We start from the raw sequence: 25,428 nt of genomic DNA on the forward strand, positions 1-25,428 counted from the left end.
GAGGCCGGCGGCGGTAGCCTGCTTCAGACGTAGGGGTCGGGGTTGGGCAGACCCAGCTGCACGGCGCCATAGGCACGGGAGAAGGCAGCCACGTTGTTGGAGATATGCCCACGCGCCTGGTGCAGGTCGCGGAAGATCCGCGCCACCGGGTTGGTGTTGTACAAACCCGAAGCCGCCATGCAGCGCAGCAGCTGATCTGCCTTGTCGGCACAGATATTGGTCACATAGGCCGACTGGTAGCGGTACAGCAGGCGGGTTTCCACATCGGGAAACTCGTCGCGCTGCGCCAGCCCCATCAGATGCTCGAAGTTGCGCTCCAGCACCAGCTTGAGCTGGTCCAGGGTCAGGGTCGCATCAGCCACCACTTCCTGCGCCAGGGGATCTTCAGCGGTCTTGCCGCCATGCTTGCCGATGTGGCGCTTGGCGTTGTCACGGAACTCGTTGATCGCCCCCTGCAACGCGCCCAGGCAGGAACTGGACACCGCACGGGTGAACACCTGGGCGAAAGGAATGGCATACAGCGGGCTGGTGTTGACCAGCCGCCCCGGCGTCGCTTCCATACTGGTATTGTTGGTACGCTGCACCCGATGGAAAGGCACGAAGGCATCCTCGACCACGATATCGTGGCTGCCGGTGCCGCGCAGGCCCAGCACGTCCCAGTTGCGCTCGATGCGATAATCGCTGATCGGCACCAGGAAGGTGCCATGCTCGGCCCCCTCGCCATTGGCATCCGGCGGGATGATGCCGCCCAGCAGGGTCCAGGTGCAGTGCTCGCTGCCACTGGAGAAGCCCCAGCGACCGCTGATCCGGTAACCGCCCTCCGCGGGCGTCACCTTGGCCACCGGCATGTAGGTGGAGCCGACCAACGTATCGGGGTTCTCACCCCATACATCCTCCTGGGCCTCTAGCGGATAGCGGGCCAGCTGCCAGGGATGCACACCCATCACCCCGTAGATCCAGGCGGTCGACATGCAGCCTTCGGCCAGGGCCATCTGAATATCGAAGAAGCCACGCGGATCCAGCTCGAAGCCGCCGAAGCGCTTCGGCTGCATGGCCCGGAACAGTCCTGCTTCCTGCATATCGGCAACGGTCTCGACCGGTACCTTCTGGTCCCGATCAGCCTGCTCAGCTCGCGCCTTCAGCGCCGGGATCATCTGTCGCGCGCTTTCCAGCAATTCGCGTTCTTTTTCACTTCGTTCGCGAGTGACACCCATCATTTGGTCCTCCAGAGACTCTCCGCAGCGCCCCTATGCGCGGCTGTTCCTGATTATCTGGAGCGACTCCCGAGTACTCATCGTCAAAGCGGACTATGGTTCAAGTCAGGAGTGAAAAGAGCTTGGCAAGTCGACGTCGCGCGCGTGCACTGCACTGAACCTCTGTTGTCGGCGAGCAGGCGCTCGCCAACCCGAGGGGGGGGGGGAAGCACAAGGTACCGGGGTGTAGCGCGCGCGCCCGCGCTACGCCGGGCCGTGACTACCGGCGAGCTGGCACCCGCCCTTGCCCGTCCATCAACTGGTGCGAAAACTCTGGGCCATGCGTTCCAGTTCACCGGCCAGGCGTTGCAGCTCGGCGGCGGCGGCCGCGCTCTCGGCGGCGCTGCCGGACATCTCCTGCACACCGCTGGAGACCCCCTCGACACGCACGGCTATCTCCCGGGTAGCGGCGGACTGGCCCTTGAGCACCTCGGTGATCTCGTTCACCGCGATGATCACCTCGCCGGTACCGGCACGGATCTGTGCCACCGAGCCGTCAGCTTCCCGCGCCAGCTCGACCCCGGCCTGCACCCTGCCGACCGTCTGCTGCAGGCCGGCGGCCACGGCACGGGTGCCACTCTGCACCTGCTTGACCGTCTCGGCGATTTCCAGGGTCGATTGCGAGGTCCGTTCCGCCAGCTGTCGTACCTCAGTGGCCACCACTGCGAATCCTCGCCCCATGTCACCGGCTCGAGCCGCCTCGATGGCCGCGTTCAGCGACAGCAGGTTGGTCTGTTCGGCCACCTCGTTGATCACCTTGATCACGCTGCCGATCTGCGTCGAAAAGCGCTCCAGATCCTCCATATGCTCGGCGGTCTGCTGCACTGCGCCGGCAATATCGGTCATCTCTGCGGTCATGCGCTGGATCAGTGCCTCACTCTGGCTGGAGCGCGCCGCGGCCTGCTCGGTGATCTGCCGCGTCGCTTCGGCATGGTTGCCCACCTCATCGATGGACACCGACAACTCCTCCACCGCCGAGGACATGCTGATCACCGCATCGGATTGCTGCTGAGCCATGCGGGAGGCGCCATCGGACAAGCCCGACAGGCGTACCGAGGAACTGCCGAGCAGTGTCACCTGCTCGCGCACGCCACCAATCAACTGCCTCAGGTTGCCCTGCATGCGCGCGAACTCGCTCATCAGGTCGGCGATCTCATCCCGGCCACTGATCCGCACTTCAGCCGTCAGGTCACCCGCGGCAATCGCCCGCGCATGCTCCGATACCGTGCCGAAACCACGGCGCAGGCGGGCCAGGGTGAGCACCCCGGTGATGCTGCCAAGCACCAGCCCGACGATGGCCAGGGTCAGATAGATGCCCACCGTTACCCGGTAGCGCCGCTCGGCCAACAGAAAACCGATCTCGGCCTTCTGCTGCTGATGGGTACGCAGCTCCGCCAGGGCAACCCGCGCCAGACGCCCTTCCTCGGCTCCCACCTGAAGGAAGGCGCGCATGCCATTGACGCGAAAATCCTCGATTTCCAGTAGTGCCAGCATGGCGTCCAGGTCCTCCAGCCAGAGCTGGTAATGCTCCTCGAACACCGCCAGCAGCTGCTGTTCCTGCTCATCCAGCGGACGCTGATCGAAGACGGTGCGCAACCCTTCGATCCGAGCACTATTGGCACGGATTTCTTCCAGATATATGGACATGGCCCGGTCATGAGCAATCGACAGCTTGCCATCAGGGTCATACTGGAAGGCGATCAGCACCAGACGCCGGTTGTCATCCAGCAGGTGTTCGATCTCGGTGGTCTGGCTGATCACCGTCAACTGTTCCGCCTGCACCGCCCGCAGACTGTCCCGGGATGACTGCAGGCCGTACCAGCCCAGGCCAACCGCCGTGTAGAACAACACACTGGCGAGCCCGGCCCAGAGCAGCAAGCGGGCGGCAATACTCATACGCAAATGGATTCGGGGCATGGTGTGGCCTCCCAGCCAGGCATGCACAGCTCCCCCGTCCAGGGGAGCCGGAAGGTCAGAACAGTGAAATCAGCGGGTGATCTGGGCCTGCATCACCCCGGTGAAACCGGCGTGGTAGGGGGGCAGCATGCCCCATTCCGCGCGCGGATCGACCGCTGCGGCCTTGAATACGGTGCGCGTATGGCTGAATTCGAGAAAGCCCTCGCGGCCATGATAATGGCCCATGCCCGAGGCGCCGACGCCACCGAAGGGGGCGTTCTCCATGGCGGCGTGCATCAGCGCATCGTTGATGCTCACCCCACCGGACAGGGTATGCCCCAGCACGAAGTCCTGTTCGGCCTGGTCGGTGCCGAAATAATACAGTGCCAGCGGTCGCTCGCCCTGGTTGATCTCATCGACCACATGGTGAATATCGCTGTAGCTGAGCACCACCAGTGCCGGCCCGAAGATCTCCTCGCGCATGATGCGGCTATTCAACGGCGGATTGATGACCAGACTCAGCGGACGCTTGCCCGAGCCAGCATCGAAGACCACATCCGGGCATTGCACCACTTCCACGCCCATCTCGCGAACCTCGGCCAGATAGCCATCCAGCCGCTGCAGGTGCCGCTGGTTGACCACGCTGACCAGATCCGGATTGTCCGACACGCCGGGATACAGGCCGTTGAAGGCCTCGGCGAGCTGGCGGATGAACTCCTCCCGTTGCGCCACCGGCACGAACACCCGGTCCGGGGAAATGCAGATCTGCCCACCATTGGTGCCCTTGGCAATCGCCAGTCGGCGAGCTGCCTCGGCGATATCGGCGCTCTGGCCAATCACCACCGGCGACTTGCCGCCCAGCTCCAGGGTCACCGGCACCAGATTCTCCGCCGCCCGGCGCATGATGTCACGACCGACCTCGGTGCTGCCGGTGAATACCAGATGGTTGAATGGCTGGCTGGCAAAGGCCTGGCCCACCTCGACTCCGCCGGTGATGATCGCCAGCTCCAGCGGATCGAAGCGCTGGTCGATCAGTTGCGCCAACAGCTCGGCGGTACGTGGGACGATCTCCGAGGGCTTGAGTACCGCCCGGTTGCCGGCGGCAAAGGCGCAGGCCAGCGGGCTCAACAGAGTGAACAACGGCGCGTTCCAGGTACCGATGATGCCGACGCTGCCCTTGGGCTGATACTGCACCCAGCCCTGCGCGCCCAGCTGATCGTAGGGCGCGAATACCTGGCGCGGCTCATCCGGCATCCAGGCTTCCAGGTGGTCGCGGGCATGCTTGAGCGAGCCCAGCGATCCCAGTACATCATTCATCAGGCCAAAGCCGGGATGGCGGCCGCCGAAGTCGGCGTCCATGGCTTCGGCCAGTTGCTGATGGTGATCCACCAGCAGGTCGATCACCTGCTGGATGCGGCCACGCCGCAGCTCGGCGCTGACCGGCCCCTGCTGGTCGAAGGCGCTGCGCTGGGCAGCCAGCAAGGAAGGTAGTTGATCAATGGATTGCAGATGGGCACGCATGCAGCGGTCTCCTTTTTTGCCTGATCCTGCCTGTTCCAGGCGCTATTTTTGTAGTGTCCCGCACGATAGATGAGCCTCTCTGCCCTCACCTCGTCCATATGGACCAGTAGCCCCACCGCGCGTTAGTCCATAAAGACGATGACCCACCGCCGCCCCCGGCGAATACTGCAGCCACTGAACCTGGATGATACGAGGCAGACATGACTGCTCAGGCAAGCTTCAACCCCAAGGCGTTTCGTGACGCCCTGAGTACCTTCACCACCGGGGTGACCATCATCACCACCCGGGCGGCGGATGGCTCACCCATTGGCATCACCGCCAACAGTTTCAACTCGGTGTCACTCAACCCGCCGCTGGTGCTGTGGAGTCTGGCCAAGTCCGCCTACAGCCTGGATGCCTTCTCCTGCACCAAGCACTGGAACGTCCATGTGCTGTCGGTGGAACAGGAAGCCCTGTCCGGCCGCTTCGCCTCGCGTGGCGAGGACAAGTTCGCCGGTATCGAACTGGACCGCGGCATCAATGACATTCCGCTGTTGCACAACTGTACCGCGCGCTTCCAATGCCGCACCGCCTTCATGTACGAGGGTGGCGACCACGTGATCTTCGTCGGCGAGGTACTCGGCTTCGACAAGAGCCACCTGCCGCCGCTGGCGTTCCAGAGCGGCCAGTATGCACTGACCGCACGCAAACCGCGCGAGGGCGTGCGCCTGTCACAGATAGAGCAGGTCGCTCCGGAATGCAGCTATACCGAAGATCTGCTGGGCTATCTGGCCGGGCGGGCGCATTACCAGCTGGTCGCCTTTCTGCGCACCCTGCTGCAGAACCACAAGCTGGATGAGCATGCCTTTTTCGTACTCTCGGTACTGAGCATCCAGGACAACCTGACACTGGAGCAGATCAATCACTTCGTCGCCTACACCGGACGCGAGGTAACCCTGTCGATGCTGTTGTTCCTGCAGAAGCAGGGCTACATAGTGGCAGACGAGCAGTCCGGACAACAGCGCTTCGTTCTCACCGGCGAGGGGCGCGAGGTGTCACTCGAGCATGTGGCCCTGGCCAAGGCGGTGGAGGAAGAAGTCACCGAGAAGCTCGGCAGCGGCGATACCCAGGCGCTGAAGTTCCTGCTCAAGCGCCTGATCCAGGCCACCGACCCCGGCCTGCCCGATCTCTGGGCCACCGAAGGCCCGGCCATGAACGACTATCAACAGGTCTGAGGATTACCAGTATGTCCCTACTCGAACGTTTCACCCTGAAAGATAACGTAGCGCTGGTCACGGGTGCCGGCAAGGGCATTGGCAAAGCCATCGCCCTGGCCTATGCCGAAGCCGGTGCCAGCGTGGTCTGCGCCGCGCGCACCCAGGCCGATGTGGAAGCCGTCGCCGAGCAGATCCGCAGCCAGGGCGGCCAGGCCATCGCCGTCAGTTGCGACGTCAATGACGCCGTCCAGCGCGAGGCAGCGGTCGGCGCCACACTGGAGGCCTTCGGCAAGCTCACCCATCTGGTCAACAATGCCGGCGGCGGCGGCCCCAACAGCCCGCTGAAGCTGAGTTGGGAAGAATTCGACCGTGCGCTGCACTTCAACGTCACCAGCGCCTATCACCTGATCCAGCTCTGCGCGCCGCACATGCTCGAAGCCGGCCAGGGCAACATCATCAATATCACCTCTGGCGCGGCGCGCTACATTCAGCGCAACTTCAGCCGCTACGCAGCAGCCAAGGCGGCGCTGACCCATCTGGGCAAGATGCTGGCCCAGGACTTCGCTCCGGTCATTCGCATCAATGCCATCGCCCCCGGGCCGATCATGACTGACGCCCTGGCCGGGGTGATGACTGACCAGATCCGCCAGATCATGGAAGACAACACGCCCCTGCGCGCCCTTGGCGAGGTCGAGGATATCGCCGCGGCCGCGCTGTATCTGGCTACGCCCGCGTCGAAATGGGTGACCGGCAAGGTCATCGAAGTCGATGGCGGCGCCGAATCCAGCGTCTTCCCCACCTGAACGGAACAGCATGATGGATGACCACCTGATCAAAGCGCTGGGCGATGAATTGCATGCCGCCCTGCGCGAGCGCAAGCCGCTGCAGCCGCTGACTGGCCGCCACCCCGAACTGACCCTGGACGATGCCTACCGGATTTCCCTGCAGTTCCTGCAACGCCGCGAGGCGCTGGGCGAACGGGTCATCGGCAAGAAGATTGGTGTTACCAGCAAGGCAGTGCAGGACATGCTCGATGTGCACCAGCCGGACTTCGGCTTTCTCACCGACCGCATGCAGGTCGCCGATGGCAGCGCCGTCAGCCTGGCCGAATACCGGCTGATCGCACCGCGCGCCGAGGGCGAGATCGCCTTCATCCTGGCCGAGGATCTGAGCGGCCCCGGCGTTACCGCCAGCGATGTGCTGGCGGCCACCGAGTCGGTGGCCCCGTGCTTCGAGATTGTCGATTCGCGCATCGCCAACTGGCAGATCCGCATCGAGGATACCGTGGCGGACAACGCCTCCTGCGGCGTATTCGCCCTCGGCGAGGCGCGCATCGATCCACGCCAGCTGGATCTGGCCAGCGTCGAACTGAACATGCACCTCAATGGCCAGCCGGCCGGCAGCGGTCTGGGCTCTGCAGTACAGGGTCACCCCTGCGCGGCGGTGGCCTGGCTGGCCAATACCCTGGGTGAGCTGGGCATTCCCTTCCGTCGTGGCGAGATCATCCTGTCCGGCGCCCTGGCCCCGCTGGTGCCGGTCACTGCCGGCGATCAGATCGACATGCATATCAGCGGACTGGGTAAAGCCAGTCTGCGTTTCACTGACTAACGCCCGGAGAACACCATGAGCAAGAAGATCCGCTGCGCCCTGATCGGGCCAGGCAATATCGGCACCGACCTGCTGTACAAGCTCCAGCGCAGCGAGGTGCTGGAGCCGGTCTGGATGGTCGGCATCGACCCCACCTCCGAGGGCCTGAAACGGGCCGAGGAAATGGGCCTGAAGACCACCAGTGATGGCGTCGACGGCCTGCTGCCGCATGTCCGCGAAGATGACATCCGTATCGCCTTCGACGCCACCTCGGCCTATGTGCATGCCGAGAACAGCCGCAAGCTGAACGAACTGGGCGTACTGATGATCGACCTCACACCGGCCGCCATCGGTCCCTTCGTGGTGCCGCCGGTGAACCTGCAACAGCATGTCGGCGAGCCGATCCTCAACGTCAACATGGTCACCTGCGGCGGCCAGGCAACCATCCCCATGGTCGCTGCGGTATCCCGGGTCCAGGCGGTGGAATATGGCGAGATCGTCGCCACCGTGTCCTCGCGCTCGGTCGGACCAGGCACGCGCAAGAACATCGACGAGTTCACCCGCACCACCTCCGGCGCCATCGAACAGGTTGGCGGCGCGAAGAAGGGCAAGGCGATCATCGTCATCAACCCGGCCGAACCGCCGCTGATCATGCGCGACACCATCCACTGCCTGACCGTCGATACCCCGGATCAGGCGCGCATCACCGACTCGATCCACAGCATGATCGCCGAGGTGCAGAAGTACGTACCCGGCTACAAGCTGGTCAACGGTCCGGTATTCGACGGTAACCGGGTGTCGGTATTCATGGAGGTCGAGGGCCTGGGTGACTTCCTGCCCAAGTACGCCGGCAACCTGGACATCATGACCGCCGCCGGTGCCCGCACCGCCGAGCTGTTCGCCGAGAAGATGCTCGACGGCAGCTTCGACCCCGACGCCATTGCCGCCAACCTGTGAGGAGCCGCCCATGAACCTGCAAGGCAAGAAGATCACACTGCACGACATGACCCTGCGCGACGGCATGCACCCCAAGCGCCACCAGATCAGCCTGGAGCAGATGCAGACCATCGCCCGGGGCCTGGATGCCGCCGGCATTCCGCTGATCGAAGTGACCCATGGTGACGGCCTGGGCGGCAGCTCGGTGAACTACGGCTTCCCCGCGCATACCGATGAGGAATACCTGTCGGCGGTGGTACCGCTGATGAACAACGCCAAAGTCTCCGCCCTGCTGCTGCCCGGCATCGGTACCATCGACCACCTGAAGATGGCCCGGGAGATCGGCGTCAATACCATCCGCGTGGCCACCCACTGCACCGAGGCCGACGTCTCCGAGCAGCACATCAACCTGGCGCGCAAGCTGGAGATGGATACCGTCGGCTTTCTGATGATGGCGCACATGAACAGCCCCGAGGGTCTGGCCGAACAGGCCAGGCTGATGGAGAGCTATGGCGCCAATTGCGTGTATATCACCGACTCGGCCGGCTATATGCTGCCGGATGACGTGACCGCGCGGATCAGCGCGGTACGCGCCGCCCTGCAGCCGGGCACTGAAATCGGTTTCCACGGCCACCACAACCTGGCCATGGGCGTCGCCAACTCGATTGCTGCGGTCGCCGCCGGCGCCACCCGCGTCGACGCCGCCGCAGCCGGCCTGGGCGCCGGGGCCGGTAACACACCGATGGAGATCCTGGTTGCCGTATGCGCGCGCATGGGCATCGAGACGGGTGTGGATGTGTTCGGTATCCAGGACGTGGCCGATGACCTGGTGGTGCCGATCATGGACTTCCCCATCCGCAGCGACAAGGACGCCCTGACCATGGGCTACGGCGGGGTCTACGGCTCCTTCCTGCTGTTCGCCAAGCGCGCCGAGAAGAAGTACGGCGTACCGGCCCGGGAAATCCTCGTGGAAATGGGCCGCCGCGGCATGGTCGGCGGGCAGGAAGACATGATCGAGGATACTGCGCTGACCCTGCTCAAGCAGCGCCAGGCATAGTGGGGAGACTCGCGCTACCGGTGGGCTGCCGGGAGGAGCGAGCACCAGCTCGTCCGCGCGGTTGCCGGATGGCGCGAGGCTGCATGCCAGTCCGCCCATCGAGCTGGTGCTCGACGCTCCCCCCAGGAAGCTCGGCGTTCCCCGGGATACTCGGCGTTCCCGATGACGCCTGGGAGGGACGAGCACCAGCTCGTCCGCGCAGTTGCCGGATAGCACAGTCCTGCATGCCAGCTCGTCCGTAGGTTAGCGAGCAGGCGCTCGCCAACCCGAAACCGGGGTAACAGGAGATTCATGATGTCGGCAGTTGATACCCGAGTCGGCAGAGCCAGCCATGCGGTACTGGCCCTGCTGGTTGGCGGTTATGCGAGTATCTTTCTCGGCCGGCAGATCATGGCGGTGATGATCGAGCCGATCAAACTGGAGTTCGGTGCCAGCGATACCGCCATGGGCCTGATCTCCGGCCTGGCTTTCGCCGGCGCCTATGCGCTGATGGGGCTGCCCGCCGGCGGCTTGGCCGACCGTCATTCGCGGGTTCGGCTACTGGCCCTGTGCGCCGCGCTCTGGTCGTTGACCACGCTGTTCTGTGGCTTTGCCGTCAGCTTCCCCATGCTGGTCATCGCGCGCATGCTGGTGGCAATTACCGAGGCACCGGTCACCCCTGCCTCGCTGTCGCTGATCGCCGACCTCTACCCGGCGCGCAATCGCTCGCTGGCAATCAGTTGTTTTACTGCCGCACCGACACTCTCGGCCATCGTCGGCCTCAGCCTGGGTGCCTGGGTGATCGACACTTACGGCTGGCGTACCGGCTTTCATATCATCGCCACTCCGCCGCTGCTGATCTCGCTGCTGCTGGCCATTGCCGTGCATGAGCCCGTCCGTGGCCGCTTCGACAGCCCACTGCATGGCAACGCACCGACCCTGGGCCTGTGGCGCTCGGCCCGTCAGTTGCTGGGCAACAGCCACTATCGCAAACTGGTCGCCGCCTGCTCCCTGTTCAGTTTCAGCGGGCTGGCCTTCGCCATGTGGAATACCCCGTTTCTGATCCGCTCACACGGCCTGTCGCTGCAGAGTGCCGGTATCCTCGCCGGGGTAGTGACCGGTTGCAGCGCGGCGCTGGGCGGTCTGTTCAGCGGCTGGTTGAGCGACCGGCTGAACCTGCGCAGCCAGGCCTGGCTACTGGGACTGCCACTGATCGGTACCGTTGTGACCCTGGTCAGCCTGTTGCTGTACATACTCTGGCCGCCGGGTATCGCGTTCACTCTTGGCGGCGTGGAGGTACCCACCGCCATGCTCTGGTGCGCGACCATGGGCTTTTTCACCATGTGGTGGGTGGCGCCCTGCTTCAATCTGCTGACACAGATGGTCAGCCCACGGCAAAGGGCTACCGCTGTTGCCCTGCAAACCATCTGCACCACCCTGGCAGGTATCGGTCTGGGGCCGATCCTGACCGGCCTGTTGAGTGATCTGTTGCTGCCCTGGAGCGGCACCGAGTCGCTGCGCCATGCCCTGCTGCTGGTGCATCTGAGTCTGCTGATACCCATGTTCCTGCTGCTGCAACTGTACCGGCAGCAGGCATTCGCCCCTCAGCCGGGATTGCAAACGGCGTAGGGTATGCCGCCCGGGGTTGTCGAGGCACGGGATCATGGCGTCAGCCCAGGCAAGTGAAAGGGCCAGACCTGGGGAATCAGCAACACTGCGACAGCGCCAGCCAGCACATTCAGTGGCACTCCGATTCTCATGTAATCGAAGAACCTGTAGCGCCCCGGGCCATACACCATAAAGTTGGTCTGATAGCCCAGGGGAGTAATGAAAGAGGCCGAGGCAGAAAACATCACTGCAATGGCGAAGGGCAGCAGGCTGACTCCCAACTGCTCAGCCACGGCCACGGCAATGGGGAACATCAGCACTGCCGCGGCATTGTTGGTGATCACCTCGGTGAATATACCCGTCAGCACATAAACCAGCAGCAGGGCCAGCCAGGGTGATATCTGCGCATCGCCAAGGAGGTTATCGGCAATCCAGCTGGCCGCCCCGGTCACGGTCATGGCAGTACCCAGGGCAAAGGATGCCGCGATAACCACCAGTACCGGCAGGTCAACACTGCTGCGGGCTCGACTGGCGGTAATGCAGCCTGTCACTATCATCGCGCCAGCAGCCAGGAAAGCCGCCTCCATGATCGGCAACAGCCCGGAGGCGCTGACCAATACCATAAGCCCGAGAATAACCAGCGCCCTGGGCGCCTTGTGAAAATCCGGCGGCGTCGAATCATTCAAGGCGCTGACCAGCAGAAAATCACGCCGGAAGCGGTACTGCTCGACGAACTGCTCACTGGCTTCCAGCAGCAGGGTATCGCCCAGCTGGAAGGTGATGTCCCCCAACTTCCCCGGCACACGCCTGCCTTCGCGGGACAGGGAAAAGATCACCGCATTGAAGCGTGTTCGGAAACGACTGTCGCGAATGGTCTGGCCCAGCGCCGGGAACTCCGGCCCCAGGACCACCTCAACCAGACAGCGCTGGTGATTGGCCACAGCCAGTTTGTGAACATTGCCATTGGCCGGACGCAGCCCCTGAATACGGCGTAATTCGCTGGCACATTCCGGAGCACCGATGAATTGCAAACGATCGCCCCCTTCCAGCACCCGGCTCGGCTCAACCGCGGTTATCAAACGTCCGCCACGGTCGATTTCAGCCAAATAACCAAAATTCAGCGCGCGTAGCCCGGCCTCGGTAATGGTCTTGCCGACCAGAGGGCCTGGGGCCACGACCTCGACTTCCACCCCGTACTCACGAACCTGATTCAGGTCCTCGCTGGCCCCGGCACGATCAGGCAATAGACGGGAGCTGAACAGCACCAGGAAACCTCCCCCTATCACCAACAGAGGTACCCCGACCCAGGCGATGTCGAACAGGCCCAGACGGATACCGGCCTGGGATTGCAGCATGCCATCCACTACCAGGTTGGTACTGGTTCCGATCAGCGTGCAGGTGCCGCCCAAGATGGCAGCGTAGCTCAACGGCAATAACAGCTTGGACGCAGGTATACCCAGCCGTTGCCCCCAATCCTGGATCGCTGGAATGAACATGGCCACCACCGCGGTGTTGTTCATGAAGGCACTGAGAATGCCTGTCGGCATTATCATCCGCAGCTGGGCACCCCTGGCCGATGCGGGATGGCCCAGCAGGTGCCGGGCGATCCATTGCACCGCCCCGGTCTCCTTCAGCCCTGCCGCGACCACATATAGCGTAGCGATGGTAATGACACCGGGATTGGCGAAGCCGCCCAGGGTCTGGGCAGGGTCGAGAACGCCGGTGATCAACAGGAACGCGAGGGCCGACATGAGTACCATATCGGCCGAAAGACGAGTCAGAATCAAGACCGACAGGACAGCGAAGAGTGTCGTCAGTGTGAGAGCGCCCTGCCACTCCATTTACTAGAAGCCCCGCTATTATTCTGGTTAGAGCGCTATACCCCTGGCCGGTAGTATCGCCACCAGCCTCAGCATCGACCTGGTCCGTTCAGAAGCGGCTCGGACGCATCATCGCATCCATCCCGCCATCGGCGAACAGTACCGTGCCATGGATGAAGCTGGCCTGGGGCGATAGCAGAAAGCGGATCACCTCGGCCAGCTCCTGCGGCTGGCTGCCACGGCCCAGCGGAGCGACGAAATTGCGGGTTGCCTCGCCGTACCGTGGATCTTCGGTGGAGGCCTGGTACAACGGCGTCTCGACCACACCCGGGGCAACCACATTGAGCCGTACACGGCGCTTGGCCCACTCGTGCACCTTGCGACGCACCAGCACGCTGACCGCGTACTTGGAACCGGCATAGGCCAGGCTCGGCGAGACTTCCCGGTTGGCCAGTTCCAACGCTGCCGCCTCGTCACCGCCCAGCATCAGCTCGACGATCGGTTGCTGGTCGCCACCCGGCTGCACCGAGGCGACCGAACCGACCACCACCGCCGACGGCTGGCTGCCCTTGCCAAGCGCATCGGCCAGCCCGTCGAGCAGGCTGCTCACGGCAAAATAGTTGACCGCCAGTATCAGGCCGCAGTTGGGCGCGGTAATTCCCACACCGGCGCACAGCACCAGGTGATCGAGCACACCATTGCAGCGTTCGAGCACTTCGTTCACCGCCTGCTGACGGCCTTGCGGGGTGGAAAGATCGGCATTGATGTCGCTGTTGGCGCGATCGATACCGATCACCTGGTGTCCGGCTTCACGCAGTTGCTGGCACAGCGCGGCGCCTATTCCGGAGGCGGCGCCGGTAACGGCGGTAATGGGCATGGGTAAACTCCTGTCATGACTGTAGTAGGCCCGGCTGGCCGCATGGCTGCCGGCCGGGTAGCGGGTAAAGCATGCACAGCGCCGGCCTCAGACCGGTGGCAGGCGGTCGAACCAGGGGCGTGCCTGCTCCAACTGGCCGGCCAGCCGCAGCAGGGTACGCTCGGCGCCGAAGCGCCCGGCGAACATCACCCCGATCGGCAGCCCCTCGGTACTCCAGTACAGCGGCACCGACATGGCCGGCTGACCGGTGATGTTGTACAGCACGGTGAACACCGAGCTGCGGGTGGCCAGCGGGCCGAACTCCTGCAGCGGCAGGTCCATGTCGACCACGCCCAGCGGCGGCGGGGCCCAGGTCATGGTCGGGCTGAGGACCAGATCGAAACCTTCCATGAAGCGGGCCATGTCTCGAGCGGTCTGGCGCAGCCCCTCCTGGGCGCCCATGTAGTCCACTGCGCTGACCTGTCGTCCCCATTCCAGCATCTCCAGGTTCACCGGCTCCAGGTCGTCGTTACCGACAGCCCGCCCCAGTTGCGCTTCGCGCCGGGCGATGCGTTCGGCCAGGCTGGTGACGCTGAGGGTACCGGAGGCCTGCATGGCGGCCTGCATATCCACCTCGGGAATTGCCTCGACCACCTCATGGCCCAGTTCGGTACACAGCCGAGCCGCGTCCTCCAGTGCATCCAGACATACCTGATCCACCGGCATATCCAGCAGCGGCTGGCGCATCAGGGCGATACGCAGGCGTTCCGGCGCCTGCTGCAGTTGGGCGAAATAGGTGCCTTGTTCGGCACCGCCGAAACCCTGGCCTGGATTGTCCCAGGCCAGCACATCGAGCAGCGCCGCCGAGTCACGCACACTGCGGCTGATCACATGCTGTGCCGACAGCAGGCCACGCGCTCCACCTGCAGCGTCGCCGATCGGTACCAGATCACGGCTCGGCTTGAGACCGAACAGCCCGCAGGACGACGCTGGCAGCCGGATCGAACCGCCGCCATCGCTGGCATGCGCCACCGGCAGAATACCGGCGGCTACCGCAGCCGCCGCACCACCGGATGATCCGCCGGCACTGTGATCGAGATTCCAGGGGTTGCGCGTATCGCCGAACAGAGTGCCTTCGGTGGAGGGGTTGTTACCGAACTCGGGGCTGTTGGTCTTGCCGAAGATCACCAGTCCGGCCTGGCGCGCCTTGCGCACATAGGGGTCGTCCGTGGCCGCTTTCGCCTCGCGGAAGAAACGCGAGCCGTGGGTAGTGACGGTATCGGCCATGCTGATGCCCAGGTCCTTGAGCAGGAAGGGCACACCGCGGAAGGGCCCATCAGGGATGGTCGAGCCGGCCAGTCTGCGCGCGGCTTCATAATGCTTGATGACTACTGCGTTGATGCTGGGGTTGACCTGTTCGGTACGGGCGATCGCCAGCTCCAGCAGCTCGGCGGGGCTGACCTCACCCGCACGCACCAATCGGGCCAGTTCCAGCGCATCACAACGCCGGTACTCATCGAAGCGCATACCGCCGGCCGCCAACGCGGACAGGGGTCGCAGGTTCAGCGCGGCACCAGCGGCCAGCCAGGCGGCTCCCTGGATAAGCTGCCGTCGTGTTATCCCGGACATCGGGTACTCCTTGTTCTTATTGTGTCGTTATCGTCAGGGTTGAAAGGCGACGAATCTCTCCTGCAGCGTCGCCTGCGGTGTATCGCAGCGCTCGACCTGCAGTGTCATCTGCAGTCCAGGCAACTGTTGCAGAGCTGCTGGCAGCGGCTCGCTGCGATCAAGCCAGTCCAACCATAGCAAGGCATTACATGGCAGCGGGTATCGCGGATCGTTGTCGAGCAGGTCCAGACGCATCCCATAAAGATCAGTGCGGGTAGCGGCCAATTCTTCAGCCAGTCGCTGCGCCAATGCCAACAACGTCTCCTGGTCCTGTTCCAACATCAGGACGCGGCTGTCCAGCCGGCCTGCCGGGACCGCTTGCGCAGGCGTGATCAATATATGCCGCCGCACGCCGGCGACCCGAATCCGCTCCGGGTCCATGAATTGCAATTCATCATCCATGACCAGCTGCCGGGAGCGGGAGCCCATGACATCCACATCATCCAGATAGGCAGGAGCCTCGAATTCGCTGATGCAATCGAAATCGAGCTCCGGATGGTCCGTCAGGTGGTTGCGGGTGTAACCCAGAAAAGGGAAGTGCCGCATGGCCAGCCAGCAATGGGTGGTTTCGTAGTAATCACGAAACCCGGCGCGATCCAGATCGGCACGCCGCGATACGAGAGAGACTGCTTTCATCCTGTTCCCTACCAGGTAAATGCAGGGTTCGGGCGACAGACCATCCGCCGCCCTGACCTGCGGAAAAAACACTGCCTATTCGGCCGTTGCGCTATACCAGCCGACCAGCACCAGATAACGGTCCACCCGCCGGATCAGTGCAGTCTTGTCTTCGACCTGCTGGGTAGCCGGGTTGCGCCAGCGGTAATCGAACTCGCCGGTATCACGCCCCTGCATCCGCTCGATGATCGGCGCGCCCAGCGGCTGTCCGGCATGGTCCTCGACATTGTCGAAGCGGCTGCCGACCAGTCCGCGATTGTAGCCATGGGCGACGAAGCGATGGGTGTCGCTGTCGATGATCACCGGATAGGTGTCATCCTGGTAGAACTGGCTATCCAGCCGGTTGATCTGTTCGATGGTCTGCTCGGGGTCATCGGCCAGCGCCGCCGCCACCCTTTCCAGCATGTTACGCGCCTCGGCGGGATCGGAACGGGGAATATAGTAACCGACCGCCAGAATGGCCTGATCGAATACCCGGTAGAAGGCCTTCTTGCGCTCCACCCTGCCCTGACGCCAATTGATCCAGCGGTACTCGCCTTCCAGGATATCCCCGCTCACCGGATGTTCGAGAATCGCCTGGAAACCGGTGCGTAGCTGATCATCAAGCAGCGGTGAGATATCCCGGCCAATCAGCTGGCGCGAGGGGCCGCCGCTGGCCAACATGATGCCGTCACGGTCCACCACGAACACATACAGGTCATCCTCGGTGAACTGTCCCAGGCGGCTGAAGGCAGCGAAAGCGCGCTCACCTTCCTGCTGGTAGTGGGTCGCAGCCCGTTCGAGCAACGCCCGGGCCCGCTGCTCGTCATCCTGCTCCGCCGCCAGCAACAGGCCAGGCAGCGATAGGCAAGCCAGCAGACTGGCCACCAGACCTTTTATCCACAATCTCATCAGCGCCTCCGTTTCGGTGCCTTTGGGTCAGCCCCACGGTAGGCCAGCCGGTCCCAGTTCACATCGTCCGTTCGGACGGGCACAAAACGCAAAAGCCGCCCGAAAGGCGGCTTTTGCATAACCAACAGCGCTTATTTGTTATCAACCACAATAAACTCGCGGAACTCCTGCATTTGCGCCGGCACCTCAGCCTCATCGACATAGAACTGGGCGTACCACTCGCGCAGTTGGTAGATGGGGCCATCCCCTTCGGCCAGCACCGGGTTGTCCACCGGCCGCTTGGTGCTCCAGATATCCACATCCTGGTAGAAGGAGGTGCGGTTCTGCTGCACATAATCCAGCGCCAGCTGCTTGTTCTGCTCTTCAGTCCAGCCGGGGACCTTCTTCACCAGCACCCCGAAACGCAGCTCGAACTGGTTCGGGCCGATCGGTACGTGGCAGTTGAGCAGAATGGATTCCACGACCAGGCCGTCGTACTCCGCACGCATGCGAGTGAAGTGGGTAGCCGGGCCGTAGTAGGCCGAGTCCGCCACCAGATCACCGCCCAGACGCTCGGAGTCCCCATGGAACTCCTGGGTGCCGATATGCCCTTTGAAAGTATTGCGGAAGTACTTGGTCGGTGCACCATGCACCGGGCCGAAATGCTGGGCGTCGACCAGGTTATCCACCAACTCACGGGGGTGGGTGTCGATGATCATCAGGTCCAGGTGCCAGTCGTCGTCCCACTCGTCGCTGTCGATCTCCGGCAGGTAGGGAATCTCGACGCCTTCGGCCGGTGGCAGGCCTTCCGGGTTGTGCCAGACGAACAGCAGGCGGTTGACTTCACAGGTCAGCCACTTGCGGGTCTTGGCCTTGGGCGGAATGCGCTTGCAGTAGGGAATTTCGGCACAGCGGCCGCTGGCGTCGAATTGCCAATGATGGAACGGACAAACTACCTTGCCGTCGACCAGTTCACCCTGGGACAGGTCCGCGCCCATATGTGGGCAATAGGCGTCCAGCACGGCGATTTCATCATTCTTGCCGACGAAGGCCAGCAGCCGGGTGCCGAAGATATTCAGGGTGTGCAACTTGCCATCGCGATAGGTCTTGGCCTCGCCAAGACAGTGCCAGCCGCGGGCATAGCGGTACTCCGCCGTTTCCGCCACCGGTTTGACTTCGATCATCTGATTCATGATTCTGATCCTCACTGAGCGTTGTTATAGTTTTCTGCACGGCTCGGTCCAGCCACTATGTCTGCGCCCTTAACAATGCGGCGGCATGAACCTGTCGGAAAACCACATCCGATATAGGGGATCTTCGCGCTATGCTGGCCCCCCTACATCCCTCACTTGGACTAGGGGTCTGATGATGAGCGTCAGTCACAGAGACTCTCGGTCAATGCAGTCAGTGTCTGCTCGAACATCGCCCGCAAAGACTGTTCGGTCATGCTGGCCATATGCGGGGCCAGTACAACATTGCTTAGCGATAGCAGCGCCTCGGGCACCTGTGGCTCATCCCAGAACACATCCAACCCAGCCGCAGCAAGGACACGTTGCTGCAGGGCTTCAACAAGCGCCTGCTCGTCGATCACGGCCCCCCGGGCAACGTTGACCAAGACGCCTTTGGGCCCCAGCGCAACTAGCACCTCGGCATCGATCAACGCACGGGTCGATTCTCCTCCAGAGACGCAAACCACCAGGAAATCCACGTCTTGCGCCAGCGTCGCTACCCTGTCGTACCATTGGTAAGGCACGTCCTCTTTACGGGTACGGCCCGTATAAGCGATCTGCATACCGAAGGCCTTGGCACGCTCGGCCACAGCCCGTCCAATGCGTCCCAGGCCAACGATACCCAGCCGTTGGCCAGACACCCGGAGCGTGAGCGGATGCTGCCCGAGACTCCACTGGCCGCGGCGAACAAACTGATCCGCATGTACCACCTGACGCGCGGATGCCAACAATAAGGCCCATGCAAAATCCGCTATATCTTCCGTGGAAACAGAGGGGGTGTTGCACACTCGGATATCCCTCCTGGCCGCAGATCGAGTATCGATACCATCCAGGCCAACTCCAATCACGGCGATGATTTCCAGCGCTGGCAAACAACTGATCAGGTCATCCGTCACTACAGACTTGGCACTTGCCACCACACCACGCACGCGGCGAGCCACCCCCTCCAGTTCAGCAGCAGTAAGCAAGGCAAGATCATGACATTCGAACAGTTGGCTGAGCCCGTCATGCCAGCTAGGCGGCAGGGGCGTAACCAGCAACAAATCAGGCTTTCCCATCACCTGTGCTCCCAAACAATCCGTCTCAGCATGTCCACCGCCTTCACTCCAGAACGCTGGGATCACGGCGGATCTCTTCCCGCGCCATGGCTTCCCACAAGAAGGGGAAGCCATTGGAGTCGGTACGGCGACCAATGTCCGCTGCGACTGATGCGGGCAGCGGGCTACCATCCCCCAGTGTTTCTACACGCCATGCCAGGCGGGCACGCCATTCCAGCGTGACGGCACGCAGATGCGCCTGGCGTATGCCATTGGCCACCAGCAATACACCGTGATTGGCCAACAACGCCCATTTATGCGACCCCAATGCATTTGCTGCAGCACGACCCGCCGCCCCATCTTCGACGGTACCCCGGTATTCGTCGTAGAACACCGGATCACTATCCACCATGGCGGAGGTCTGGTCATACACTGGTGGAATACGGCCGGCTGCGGACCAGACAGAACTCCATTCAGGGTGATTATGAATCACCACATTGACATCATGTCGCGCGGCATGGATATCCATATGCAGGTTGATGGCTGGAGTGATATTCCAGTCTCCCTCAATCACCCGCCCCCCAGAATCGAGACGCAAGATATCCGAGGCCGTCAATTCACCCCAAGTCAGCTCCCAGGGATTCGCCAGGTAGGAGCCATCGAGCTGTCGACAGGTAATATGCCCAGCAATATGATCGTTATAGCCTTCGCGATACAGAACCCGACAGAGAAGTGCCACGCTCTGCCGGGGGGTCAAGTCTGGCAGTAGTTGATAGCGCCCCTTCATGGGTGCGTATTTCTTCAAAAGCTCAGTATTGATATCAGTATTCATCATGCGCCCCAGTTACCAGAATTGATTGAGTTTGGTTTTTCACTTTGTCGTTGAAACACTGAAACCCTGTGCATGCGGCGCTGGTGTGGCTTATAGTCCAGAATGGCGTTATGAATGACGCTACGGTTGTCCCAGATCACCATATCCCCCACACTCCAACGGTGACGGAACAGGAAGTTGACATGCTGGCAGTGACTGAACAGGAAGTTCAGAATGGCATTGCTTTCGCTCACCGGCAGACCGTCAATATGCGTGGTATAGGTCGGGCTGATATACAGCGCTTTCCGACCGGTTATGGGATGTACCTTGACCAGCGGATGAAGATGTCGCTGCTCCTTTTGTATGACTTGCACATAACGCTCATGGGTAACCACATTGTGGCGCAATGCATCCGTCATAGGGCCATTCATGTCATGCCATGCCTGCAGGCCTTCGAGATATTGCTTCATTTTTTCGGAAAGAGCATCGTAAGCAGAGGTCATGCTGATCCAACAGGTATCACCACCAACAGGAGGAAGAACCTGTGCATGAGTCATTGTCACAATGGGAGGACTCGGTAAAAAGCTCTCATCGTGATGCCACATATCCGCTCGATCACCCAACTTAGAGTCAATGATGGTAATTTGCTCAAAACCCTTCCCCAGGTTTGGGTAATAGGTATGTACTTCTGCTTCGCCAAAATGTTTTGCAATATCCAGATGATCTTCCGGTGAGAGATCGGGAGCATGAAGCACAATGGCTTCATGCTGGACTAACCCGGCCTCAAGCTCTTTCAGAATATCCTTCTTGGATGAGGCGGCCAATTTGAAATCCCGGACCTCCGCTCCAATACGAGGTCCTAACGGTTTTACCTTAAGCAATGACGACATAGTCATCCCCTTATATTCAGGTAGTTGCGAATCTGCATAGTGTAAATTTCTCCTGCCTTTCGAATTCATGGTATACAGATCACAGGCTCAGATGAATTCGCATTACCGAAAACAAAAATCAAACGCAAGCGATTGTTTTTATTGGCATTTACCAAACCCAAGACAAAAGATGAACAAGCACTCGGATTAAAGCCATGACCGAAAAGTCTTCTCCTTCAGATACCTGGCCACCAGCCCATATACTGCCTACTCTGCGAAAAAAACCCTCCCAGTCGCGCTCTCGCGCTGCGGTAGATGCGGTCGCAGAAGCTTGCCAGCGTATACTTGAGGAGTCAGGTGAAGACGGTTTGACGGTAGCCCGTATCTCTGAAATATCCGGGGTTGCTGTAGGGTCGATTTATCAGTATTTCCCCAACAAGGATGCGATTGTCGCTCTGCTGTATGAACGCATACTTGATGAAGAATCTCAGAAGTTACTACTGATGCGCGAGACATTAGTAGGTTTGTCGCTGGCTCACTCCTTACGCATAATCCTGGCCAATATTATTCGCGTAGAAGTACGGTTGTTCCATCTGTGTCAGGCATTTCACCTGCGCTACCATGAAGCCTTCCATCTAGGTATGTGGAGAGGCCCGTACAAAACAGCAAGCGAGTTCATCGATGCGACATGGCTGCCGCTGCTGAGAATGTATGAGCATGAAATCGATGTGCCTGATCCGGAATTGGCGGCATATCTTCTGGGAAAAGGCTTGCGCGGCCTGATCCGATCCGTTCTCGAAGACGTACCGGACAAGCTGGAGTCACAGGCATTCCTCAACAGCCTGGTAGCCATGGCGCTTGGCTGTCTACAGATATCAACCAAGAAAGACTGACAACAACAGGCTGTTTGACTCTTGCTCAACTGCCAAAGTGAATTTAGGTAGCTTCACCTACTCGACCGTACTCCAATCCGCAACGATGTCGTGCTCCAGAGCAAATGGCTGTGCATGCACCGTGCGCTTCTGGTGCAACCCCTGCAGGTCATTCACTGCCAGCCAGCAGATCACCGCAGCTGGTACTGGTGGCGGCGCAGAACCAGCACCCAGCGCTCTCACTCCATCTTCACCAATAGTGGCTTTCAGTGCTTCGGTGGTGACCACCCCAGGGTTTACCGTATAGGCGCGCAATCCTTGCCTGCCCAATTCCGCCTTGAGCACGCCGGACAAGCGCGACACCGCCGCTTTACCGGCGCCGTAGGCATAACCCCACCCTCCCCTGTCAGCCGACACCGGCGGATTGCTCTCGCCCGCCCCCGAGGTAATATTGATCACCACCCCGGCGCCCTGCTCCAGCAGTGCTGGCAACAGGCGCTGGGTCAGCAGTACCGGTGCCAGTATGTAGCCGCGGTACACACGCTCCAGGGTGTCGGGGGTCAGTTGCAGGAAGGTCGAATTCAGGTCGTTGCCCTGGTACACCGCATTGTTGACCAGCACATCGATACGGCCCGCCTCACGCAGCAACTGCTCGGCCGCAGCCAGCACCGAACCGGTATCCAGCAGGTCCATCGGAATGCACCAGGCCTGGCGGCCAAGTGCGCGGATTTCGGTAGCCACCGAGGCCAGGCTGCCCGGCAGGGGCTGACCATCGGCACCGGTCAGGCTGTGATCATGCTGCTGACCGTCTTCCAGTGTCCGTGCACTGACGGCCACATCGAACCCGGCCCGGGCGAAGGCCAGCGCGGTTTCCCGTCCAATGCCACGGCTGGCGCCGGTGATCAGTACCACCTTGCTCATTTTCTGCTCCTGGATTGCCTGAGGCTATGCTGAGGAGCAGTATCGGAGGCCATGACGCCACGTTCATCGTCTGCGCAGACTAGGATCGGCGGCGAGGGATGGGGCGGGTTTGCATCTATTCAGGGATGTGCCGCCTGGAAGGTCGAGGTCCATCTCGACCAACGGAGCAGCATGTAACACTGCTGGCCGGGATGGGACCCGGTCTTCCTTGCTCAGCGGCTCTGCAGCGAGCGCAACTGGGGCTGGGCGATCACGGTCGCGCGGTTGCCCAACGGGGTGACATTGCCGCGCCCCAGGGAAACCACGCTGTTGAGCATGACCCGCACCAGCTCCGCCTGCCGGCGCACGCCGGTCTTGGAGAAGATCGCCCGCAGATGGGCCCGGGCGGTGTTGCGCATGATGCCCAGGTTCTCCGCGGCCTCCTCCAGCGACAGGCCGTTGGCCAACTGCAATGCCAGCATGGTTTCCGCCGGGGTGAAATTGAACAGTTCCTTGGCCACCCGGTTATCCACCTGGGATTTGCCCACAGCATCGCGGATATACACCATCACTGCAGGCTGGCCACGCCCCTCGGCCCATTCGGCGCCGGGGATGGGCTCCACCACCACACCCAGGCTGACCTCGCCCGACGGCCGGGCGATCGACAGCGCTTCACGGGTTTCCCGCAGTTGCGGCGCATCCTTGGACTCGACCGCATCCCTGATCAGCTTGTGCAGCTCGCGGTTGTCACTCGGATAACTGGCTTCCAGGCGCGAACCAACCAACTTGAGGCCATCGGTATGACCGAGCAGATCGCGGGCGACATCGTTCAGCTGCAACACGCTACCCGTCTCGTCCAGAACCAGGGTCGCCACTGACAGGCGGTTGACCGCCTCGGCATACAGATTGCCCAGCGATGCACTGCGGCCCAGCAGGTTGTGTACATGTACGCTGCGCCGCAGGTGCGGTACCAGTCGCGAACATAGCGCCTTGTCACTCTCGGTGAAGGCGGGTTGGGATTGACCGCGGGTGATGCGAAAGCGCAGAACCCCGGAATCGGCAGTGGAGATGTCCGCCCCCATGACATGGTAGACATCGTTCAGTTTGCTGTAGTCGCGGTAGTAGGCGCAGCTCTCCCATTCCTGGAAGCTCATCACATCATCCACGGTGAACACCCGATCCGCCGGCATGTTGGAGAACGGCGTATCGCTATGCAGGTAACGGGAATAAATCACCTTGCCGCTACCCTCGATGTCTCCGGCGACCAGCATGAGGCCCACGTCCTCGACGCCGGGAATACGCAGGATCAGGGTGACGTAGTTGGCCTGGAACAGGCCGCGCAGCTCCTCAAGCGCCTCAGACAGATACTCGGTCTCCAGCGCACCATCATGGATCCGTCCGATAATCCGGTCGTAGTCATCCAACGACAACCCGTTCTCGATCGATTGAAAATGCATTGTGCTTATTGTTGTCATGGTTGCAACCTCATGCCTTCGGCTTCGGTGAAGCTCGTGTTCTTATCGTTATCAGGCGCTGCTCGAGCAGACTATGCCTATAGTTGCTTACTACGGGCCGCTCAAGCCAGCCGTTTCTGCATCAATATGACGAACTGATCTGTCACAATTTCTTACCCTGATCATGACTGCCCCAGGGTTACCACACTGTTGAGAATCAACCTCACCAATTCGGTCTGGCGGCGCACCCCGGTCTTGGAAAAAATCGCCCGCAGGTGCGCCCTGGCCGTATTGCGCCGGATACCCAGGGAACCAGCCGCTTCCTCCAGCGACAGCCCGTTGGCCAGCTCCATCGCCAATGCCGACTCCGACGGGGTGAAGCCGAATACCTGGCGGGTGACCGAGGTGCTGAGCAGGGACTGCCCGACCGCATCGCGGCAGTAGATCACCACTGCGGGCTGGCTTTCACCTTCGTCCCAGTTCTGTTGCGGTACCGGCTCGACGACGATGCCGAGGCTGACCTGGCCGGAGGGACGCGCGATCGACAGCGCCTCGGCCAGCGCCACGCGGCCACCGGTCGAGCTGGCCGCTGCGGCGCGAATGGACTTGTACAGGCGCTTGTTGTCCCCCGGGTAACTGGCTTCCAGGCGGCCACCGACGATCTTCAGTCCATCGCCGGCAGCCAGCATTTCCCGGGCTACCTGGTTGGTTTCCAGTAGATGGCCGTTGCTGTCGAGAATCAGGGTGGCGATCGACAGCCGTCCCATTGCCTGGGCGTACAGTGCGCTCAGCGAATGCTTGTGACCGAGCAGGCTGTGGATATGCAGGGCCCGGCTCATGTGCGGGATGAGCGCATCACACAGTGCCCGGTCGGTCGCAGAGAAATCCTTGTCGGTTTCGGGGCGAGTCACCCGGAAGCGGAAAATACCGCCACTGGGTGGCGCAATATCCACCCCCATCACGTAAAACACATTCTGTTGCGTGCAGTGTCGGCGGTAATAATCCGACTCGCGCCAGCTATCCAGGCTCATCAGGTCGGTGATGGTGAACACTTGGTTGACCGGACAGTTGACGAAAGGCGTCTCCGAGCCCGGATAGGTGGTGTAGGAGATGGTGCCTTGCCCTTCGATATCACCGATGATCAGCATCAACCCCCTGTCCGAATCCTGCGGAATACGCAGGATCAGGGTCACGTAGTTGGCCTGGAACAGCTTCTGCAGGCGGGTCAGGTAGCGGCTCCAGCTGTGATCGTCCATGGCGGCATCATAGAGCTCACCCAACAGCAGATCGAAGGATGAGGTTTCCATGTCCAGACGTCGCCGGTCAGCGTTCAT

At 61.7% G+C, this 25,428-nt stretch carries 22 protein-coding genes; 7 read left to right on the plus strand and 15 right to left on the minus strand.

The features are described 5' to 3' along the window. Window positions 1-23: 23 nt before the first annotated feature. From QAO71_RS12405 to QAO71_RS12415, 3 genes are all read right to left on the minus strand, one after another. Complete coding sequence (locus tag QAO71_RS12405) at window positions 24-1,214, minus strand: acyl-CoA dehydrogenase family protein (protein WP_280165686.1); 1,191 nt, start codon at window positions 1,212-1,214, stop codon at window positions 24-26. 294 nt (window positions 1,215-1,508) lie between these two features. Beyond that, the gene (locus QAO71_RS12410) at window positions 1,509-3,170 is read right to left on the minus strand and encodes a methyl-accepting chemotaxis protein (RefSeq protein WP_280164564.1); all 1,662 of its coding nucleotides are present in this window, start codon (window positions 3,168-3,170) and stop codon (window positions 1,509-1,511) included. 69 nt (window positions 3,171-3,239) lie between these two features. Next, window positions 3,240-4,670 carry a coniferyl aldehyde dehydrogenase gene (locus QAO71_RS12415; protein WP_280164565.1) on the minus strand — a complete coding sequence of 477 codons (1,431 nt, stop codon included), beginning with the start codon at window positions 4,668-4,670 and terminating at the stop codon, window positions 3,240-3,242. Window positions 4,671-4,870: 200 nt separating this feature from the next. Here QAO71_RS12415 and QAO71_RS12420 point away from each other — a divergent pair, with 200 nt between their 5' ends. The 6 genes from QAO71_RS12420 (at window position 4,871) to QAO71_RS12445 (ending at window position 11,054) form a co-directional block, all read left to right on the plus strand. Beyond that, window positions 4,871-5,884, plus strand: a complete 1,014-nt coding sequence (locus tag QAO71_RS12420; protein WP_105643586.1) for a flavin reductase — start codon at window positions 4,871-4,873, stop codon at window positions 5,882-5,884. 11 nt (window positions 5,885-5,895) lie between these two features. Further along, entirely contained in the window at window positions 5,896-6,669 is a 774-nt protein-coding gene (locus QAO71_RS12425; protein ID WP_105643587.1) for a glucose 1-dehydrogenase, read from the plus strand. Window positions 6,670-6,682: 13 nt separating this feature from the next. Then, a complete protein-coding gene (locus QAO71_RS12430; protein ID WP_105643588.1) occupies window positions 6,683-7,474 on the plus strand; it encodes a fumarylacetoacetate hydrolase family protein in 792 nt (263 codons plus the stop codon). 15 nt (window positions 7,475-7,489) lie between these two features. After that, window positions 7,490-8,410: an acetaldehyde dehydrogenase (acetylating) gene (locus tag QAO71_RS12435; RefSeq protein WP_280164566.1), complete on the plus strand. Its 921-nt coding sequence runs from the start codon at window positions 7,490-7,492 to the stop codon at window positions 8,408-8,410. 10 nt (window positions 8,411-8,420) lie between these two features. Then, window positions 8,421-9,446 carry a 4-hydroxy-2-oxovalerate aldolase gene (gene dmpG, locus QAO71_RS12440; RefSeq protein ID WP_280164567.1) on the plus strand — a complete coding sequence of 342 codons (1,026 nt, stop codon included), beginning with the start codon at window positions 8,421-8,423 and terminating at the stop codon, window positions 9,444-9,446. Window positions 9,447-9,737: 291 nt separating this feature from the next. Beyond that, complete coding sequence (locus QAO71_RS12445) at window positions 9,738-11,054, plus strand: MFS transporter (RefSeq protein ID WP_280164568.1); 1,317 nt, start codon at window positions 9,738-9,740, stop codon at window positions 11,052-11,054. Between the two features lie 32 nt (window positions 11,055-11,086). Here QAO71_RS12445 and QAO71_RS12450 read toward each other — a convergent pair whose 3' ends face one another. From QAO71_RS12450 to QAO71_RS12490, 9 genes are all read right to left on the minus strand, one after another. Further along, complete coding sequence (locus QAO71_RS12450) at window positions 11,087-12,874, minus strand: SLC13 family permease (protein WP_280164569.1); 1,788 nt, start codon at window positions 12,872-12,874, stop codon at window positions 11,087-11,089. An 88-nt stretch (window positions 12,875-12,962) separates the two neighbouring features. Continuing rightward, window positions 12,963-13,730 (minus strand): SDR family oxidoreductase, encoded by a 768-nt coding sequence (locus tag QAO71_RS12455; RefSeq protein ID WP_280164570.1) that lies wholly within the window; start codon window positions 13,728-13,730, stop codon window positions 12,963-12,965. 87 nt (window positions 13,731-13,817) lie between these two features. After that, window positions 13,818-15,338 (minus strand): amidase, encoded by a 1,521-nt coding sequence (locus tag QAO71_RS12460; protein WP_280164571.1) that lies wholly within the window; start codon window positions 15,336-15,338, stop codon window positions 13,818-13,820. Window positions 15,339-15,371: 33 nt separating this feature from the next. Continuing rightward, window positions 15,372-16,013, minus strand: a complete 642-nt coding sequence (locus QAO71_RS12465) for an EthD domain-containing protein (RefSeq protein ID WP_280164572.1) — start codon at window positions 16,011-16,013, stop codon at window positions 15,372-15,374. Between the two features lie 75 nt (window positions 16,014-16,088). Further along, complete coding sequence (locus QAO71_RS12470) at window positions 16,089-16,943, minus strand: cache domain-containing protein (RefSeq protein ID WP_280164573.1); 855 nt, start codon at window positions 16,941-16,943, stop codon at window positions 16,089-16,091. Window positions 16,944-17,074: 131 nt separating this feature from the next. Next, the gene (locus QAO71_RS12475; RefSeq protein ID WP_280164574.1) at window positions 17,075-18,115 is read right to left on the minus strand and encodes a Rieske 2Fe-2S domain-containing protein; all 1,041 of its coding nucleotides are present in this window, start codon (window positions 18,113-18,115) and stop codon (window positions 17,075-17,077) included. 182 nt (window positions 18,116-18,297) lie between these two features. Beyond that, complete coding sequence (locus QAO71_RS12480) at window positions 18,298-19,209, minus strand: 2-hydroxyacid dehydrogenase (RefSeq protein WP_280164575.1); 912 nt, start codon at window positions 19,207-19,209, stop codon at window positions 18,298-18,300. A 43-nt stretch (window positions 19,210-19,252) separates the two neighbouring features. Then, window positions 19,253-20,023 carry a class II aldolase/adducin family protein gene (locus tag QAO71_RS12485; protein ID WP_280164576.1) on the minus strand — a complete coding sequence of 257 codons (771 nt, stop codon included), beginning with the start codon at window positions 20,021-20,023 and terminating at the stop codon, window positions 19,253-19,255. Next, entirely contained in the window at window positions 20,020-20,889 is an 870-nt protein-coding gene (locus tag QAO71_RS12490; RefSeq protein WP_280164577.1) for a TauD/TfdA family dioxygenase, read from the minus strand. Before QAO71_RS12490 ends, QAO71_RS12485 begins: the two co-directional genes overlap by 4 nt. 194 nt (window positions 20,890-21,083) lie before the next feature. Between QAO71_RS12490 and QAO71_RS12495 the strand changes: the two genes are divergently transcribed. Beyond that, a complete protein-coding gene (locus tag QAO71_RS12495) occupies window positions 21,084-21,761 on the plus strand; it encodes a TetR/AcrR family transcriptional regulator (protein ID WP_280164578.1) in 678 nt (225 codons plus the stop codon). 57 nt (window positions 21,762-21,818) lie between these two features. On the opposite strand, the gene QAO71_RS12500 is transcribed toward QAO71_RS12495, so the two are convergent. The 3 genes from QAO71_RS12500 to QAO71_RS12510 form a co-directional block, all read right to left on the minus strand. Next, window positions 21,819-22,661 (minus strand): SDR family oxidoreductase, encoded by an 843-nt coding sequence (locus QAO71_RS12500; protein WP_280164579.1) that lies wholly within the window; start codon window positions 22,659-22,661, stop codon window positions 21,819-21,821. Window positions 22,662-22,873: 212 nt separating this feature from the next. Further along, complete coding sequence (locus QAO71_RS12505) at window positions 22,874-24,115, minus strand: helix-turn-helix transcriptional regulator (RefSeq protein ID WP_280164580.1); 1,242 nt, start codon at window positions 24,113-24,115, stop codon at window positions 22,874-22,876. A 161-nt stretch (window positions 24,116-24,276) separates the two neighbouring features. Beyond that, entirely contained in the window at window positions 24,277-25,428 is a 1,152-nt protein-coding gene (locus QAO71_RS12510) for a helix-turn-helix transcriptional regulator (protein ID WP_280164581.1), read from the minus strand.

It is taken from the genome of Halopseudomonas sp. SMJS2 (assembly GCF_029866945.1).
GTDB lineage: Bacteria > Pseudomonadota > Gammaproteobacteria > Pseudomonadales > Pseudomonadaceae > Halopseudomonas > Halopseudomonas bauzanensis.

Coding starts and splice junctions, on each gene's coding strand:
- QAO71_RS12490 (WP_280164577.1), bottom strand. CDS start 20,889: ATGTCGTCATTGCTTAAGGTAAAACCGTTAGGACCTCGTATTGGAGCG.
- QAO71_RS12445 (WP_280164568.1), top strand. CDS start 9,738: ATGATGTCGGCAGTTGATACCCGAGTCGGCAGAGCCAGCCATGCGGTA.
- QAO71_RS12405 (WP_280165686.1), bottom strand. CDS start 1,214: ATGGGTGTCACTCGCGAACGAAGTGAAAAAGAACGCGAATTGCTGGAA.
- QAO71_RS12435 (WP_280164566.1), top strand. CDS start 7,490: ATGAGCAAGAAGATCCGCTGCGCCCTGATCGGGCCAGGCAATATCGGC.
- QAO71_RS12495 (WP_280164578.1), top strand. CDS start 21,084: ATGACCGAAAAGTCTTCTCCTTCAGATACCTGGCCACCAGCCCATATA.
- QAO71_RS12485 (WP_280164576.1), bottom strand. CDS start 20,023: ATGATGAATACTGATATCAATACTGAGCTTTTGAAGAAATACGCACCC.
- QAO71_RS12480 (WP_280164575.1), bottom strand. CDS start 19,209: ATGGGAAAGCCTGATTTGTTGCTGGTTACGCCCCTGCCGCCTAGCTGG.
- QAO71_RS12410 (WP_280164564.1), bottom strand. CDS start 3,170: ATGCCCCGAATCCATTTGCGTATGAGTATTGCCGCCCGCTTGCTGCTC.
- QAO71_RS12415 (WP_280164565.1), bottom strand. CDS start 4,670: ATGCGTGCCCATCTGCAATCCATTGATCAACTACCTTCCTTGCTGGCT.
- QAO71_RS12510 (WP_280164581.1), bottom strand. CDS start 25,428: ATGAACGCTGACCGGCGACGTCTGGACATGGAAACCTCATCCTTCGAT.
- QAO71_RS12475 (WP_280164574.1), bottom strand. CDS start 18,115: ATGAATCAGATGATCGAAGTCAAACCGGTGGCGGAAACGGCGGAGTAC.
- QAO71_RS12470 (WP_280164573.1), bottom strand. CDS start 16,943: ATGAGATTGTGGATAAAAGGTCTGGTGGCCAGTCTGCTGGCTTGCCTA.
- QAO71_RS12425 (WP_105643587.1), top strand. CDS start 5,896: ATGTCCCTACTCGAACGTTTCACCCTGAAAGATAACGTAGCGCTGGTC.
- QAO71_RS12505 (WP_280164580.1), bottom strand. CDS start 24,115: ATGACAACAATAAGCACAATGCATTTTCAATCGATCGAGAACGGGTTG.
- QAO71_RS12420 (WP_105643586.1), top strand. CDS start 4,871: ATGACTGCTCAGGCAAGCTTCAACCCCAAGGCGTTTCGTGACGCCCTG.
- dmpG (WP_280164567.1), top strand. CDS start 8,421: ATGAACCTGCAAGGCAAGAAGATCACACTGCACGACATGACCCTGCGC.
- QAO71_RS12500 (WP_280164579.1), bottom strand. CDS start 22,661: ATGAGCAAGGTGGTACTGATCACCGGCGCCAGCCGTGGCATTGGACGG.
- QAO71_RS12460 (WP_280164571.1), bottom strand. CDS start 15,338: ATGTCCGGGATAACACGACGGCAGCTTATCCAGGGAGCCGCCTGGCTG.
- QAO71_RS12465 (WP_280164572.1), bottom strand. CDS start 16,013: ATGAAAGCAGTCTCTCTCGTATCGCGGCGTGCCGATCTGGATCGCGCC.
- QAO71_RS12430 (WP_105643588.1), top strand. CDS start 6,683: ATGGATGACCACCTGATCAAAGCGCTGGGCGATGAATTGCATGCCGCC.
- QAO71_RS12450 (WP_280164569.1), bottom strand. CDS start 12,874: ATGGAGTGGCAGGGCGCTCTCACACTGACGACACTCTTCGCTGTCCTG.
- QAO71_RS12455 (WP_280164570.1), bottom strand. CDS start 13,730: ATGCCCATTACCGCCGTTACCGGCGCCGCCTCCGGAATAGGCGCCGCG.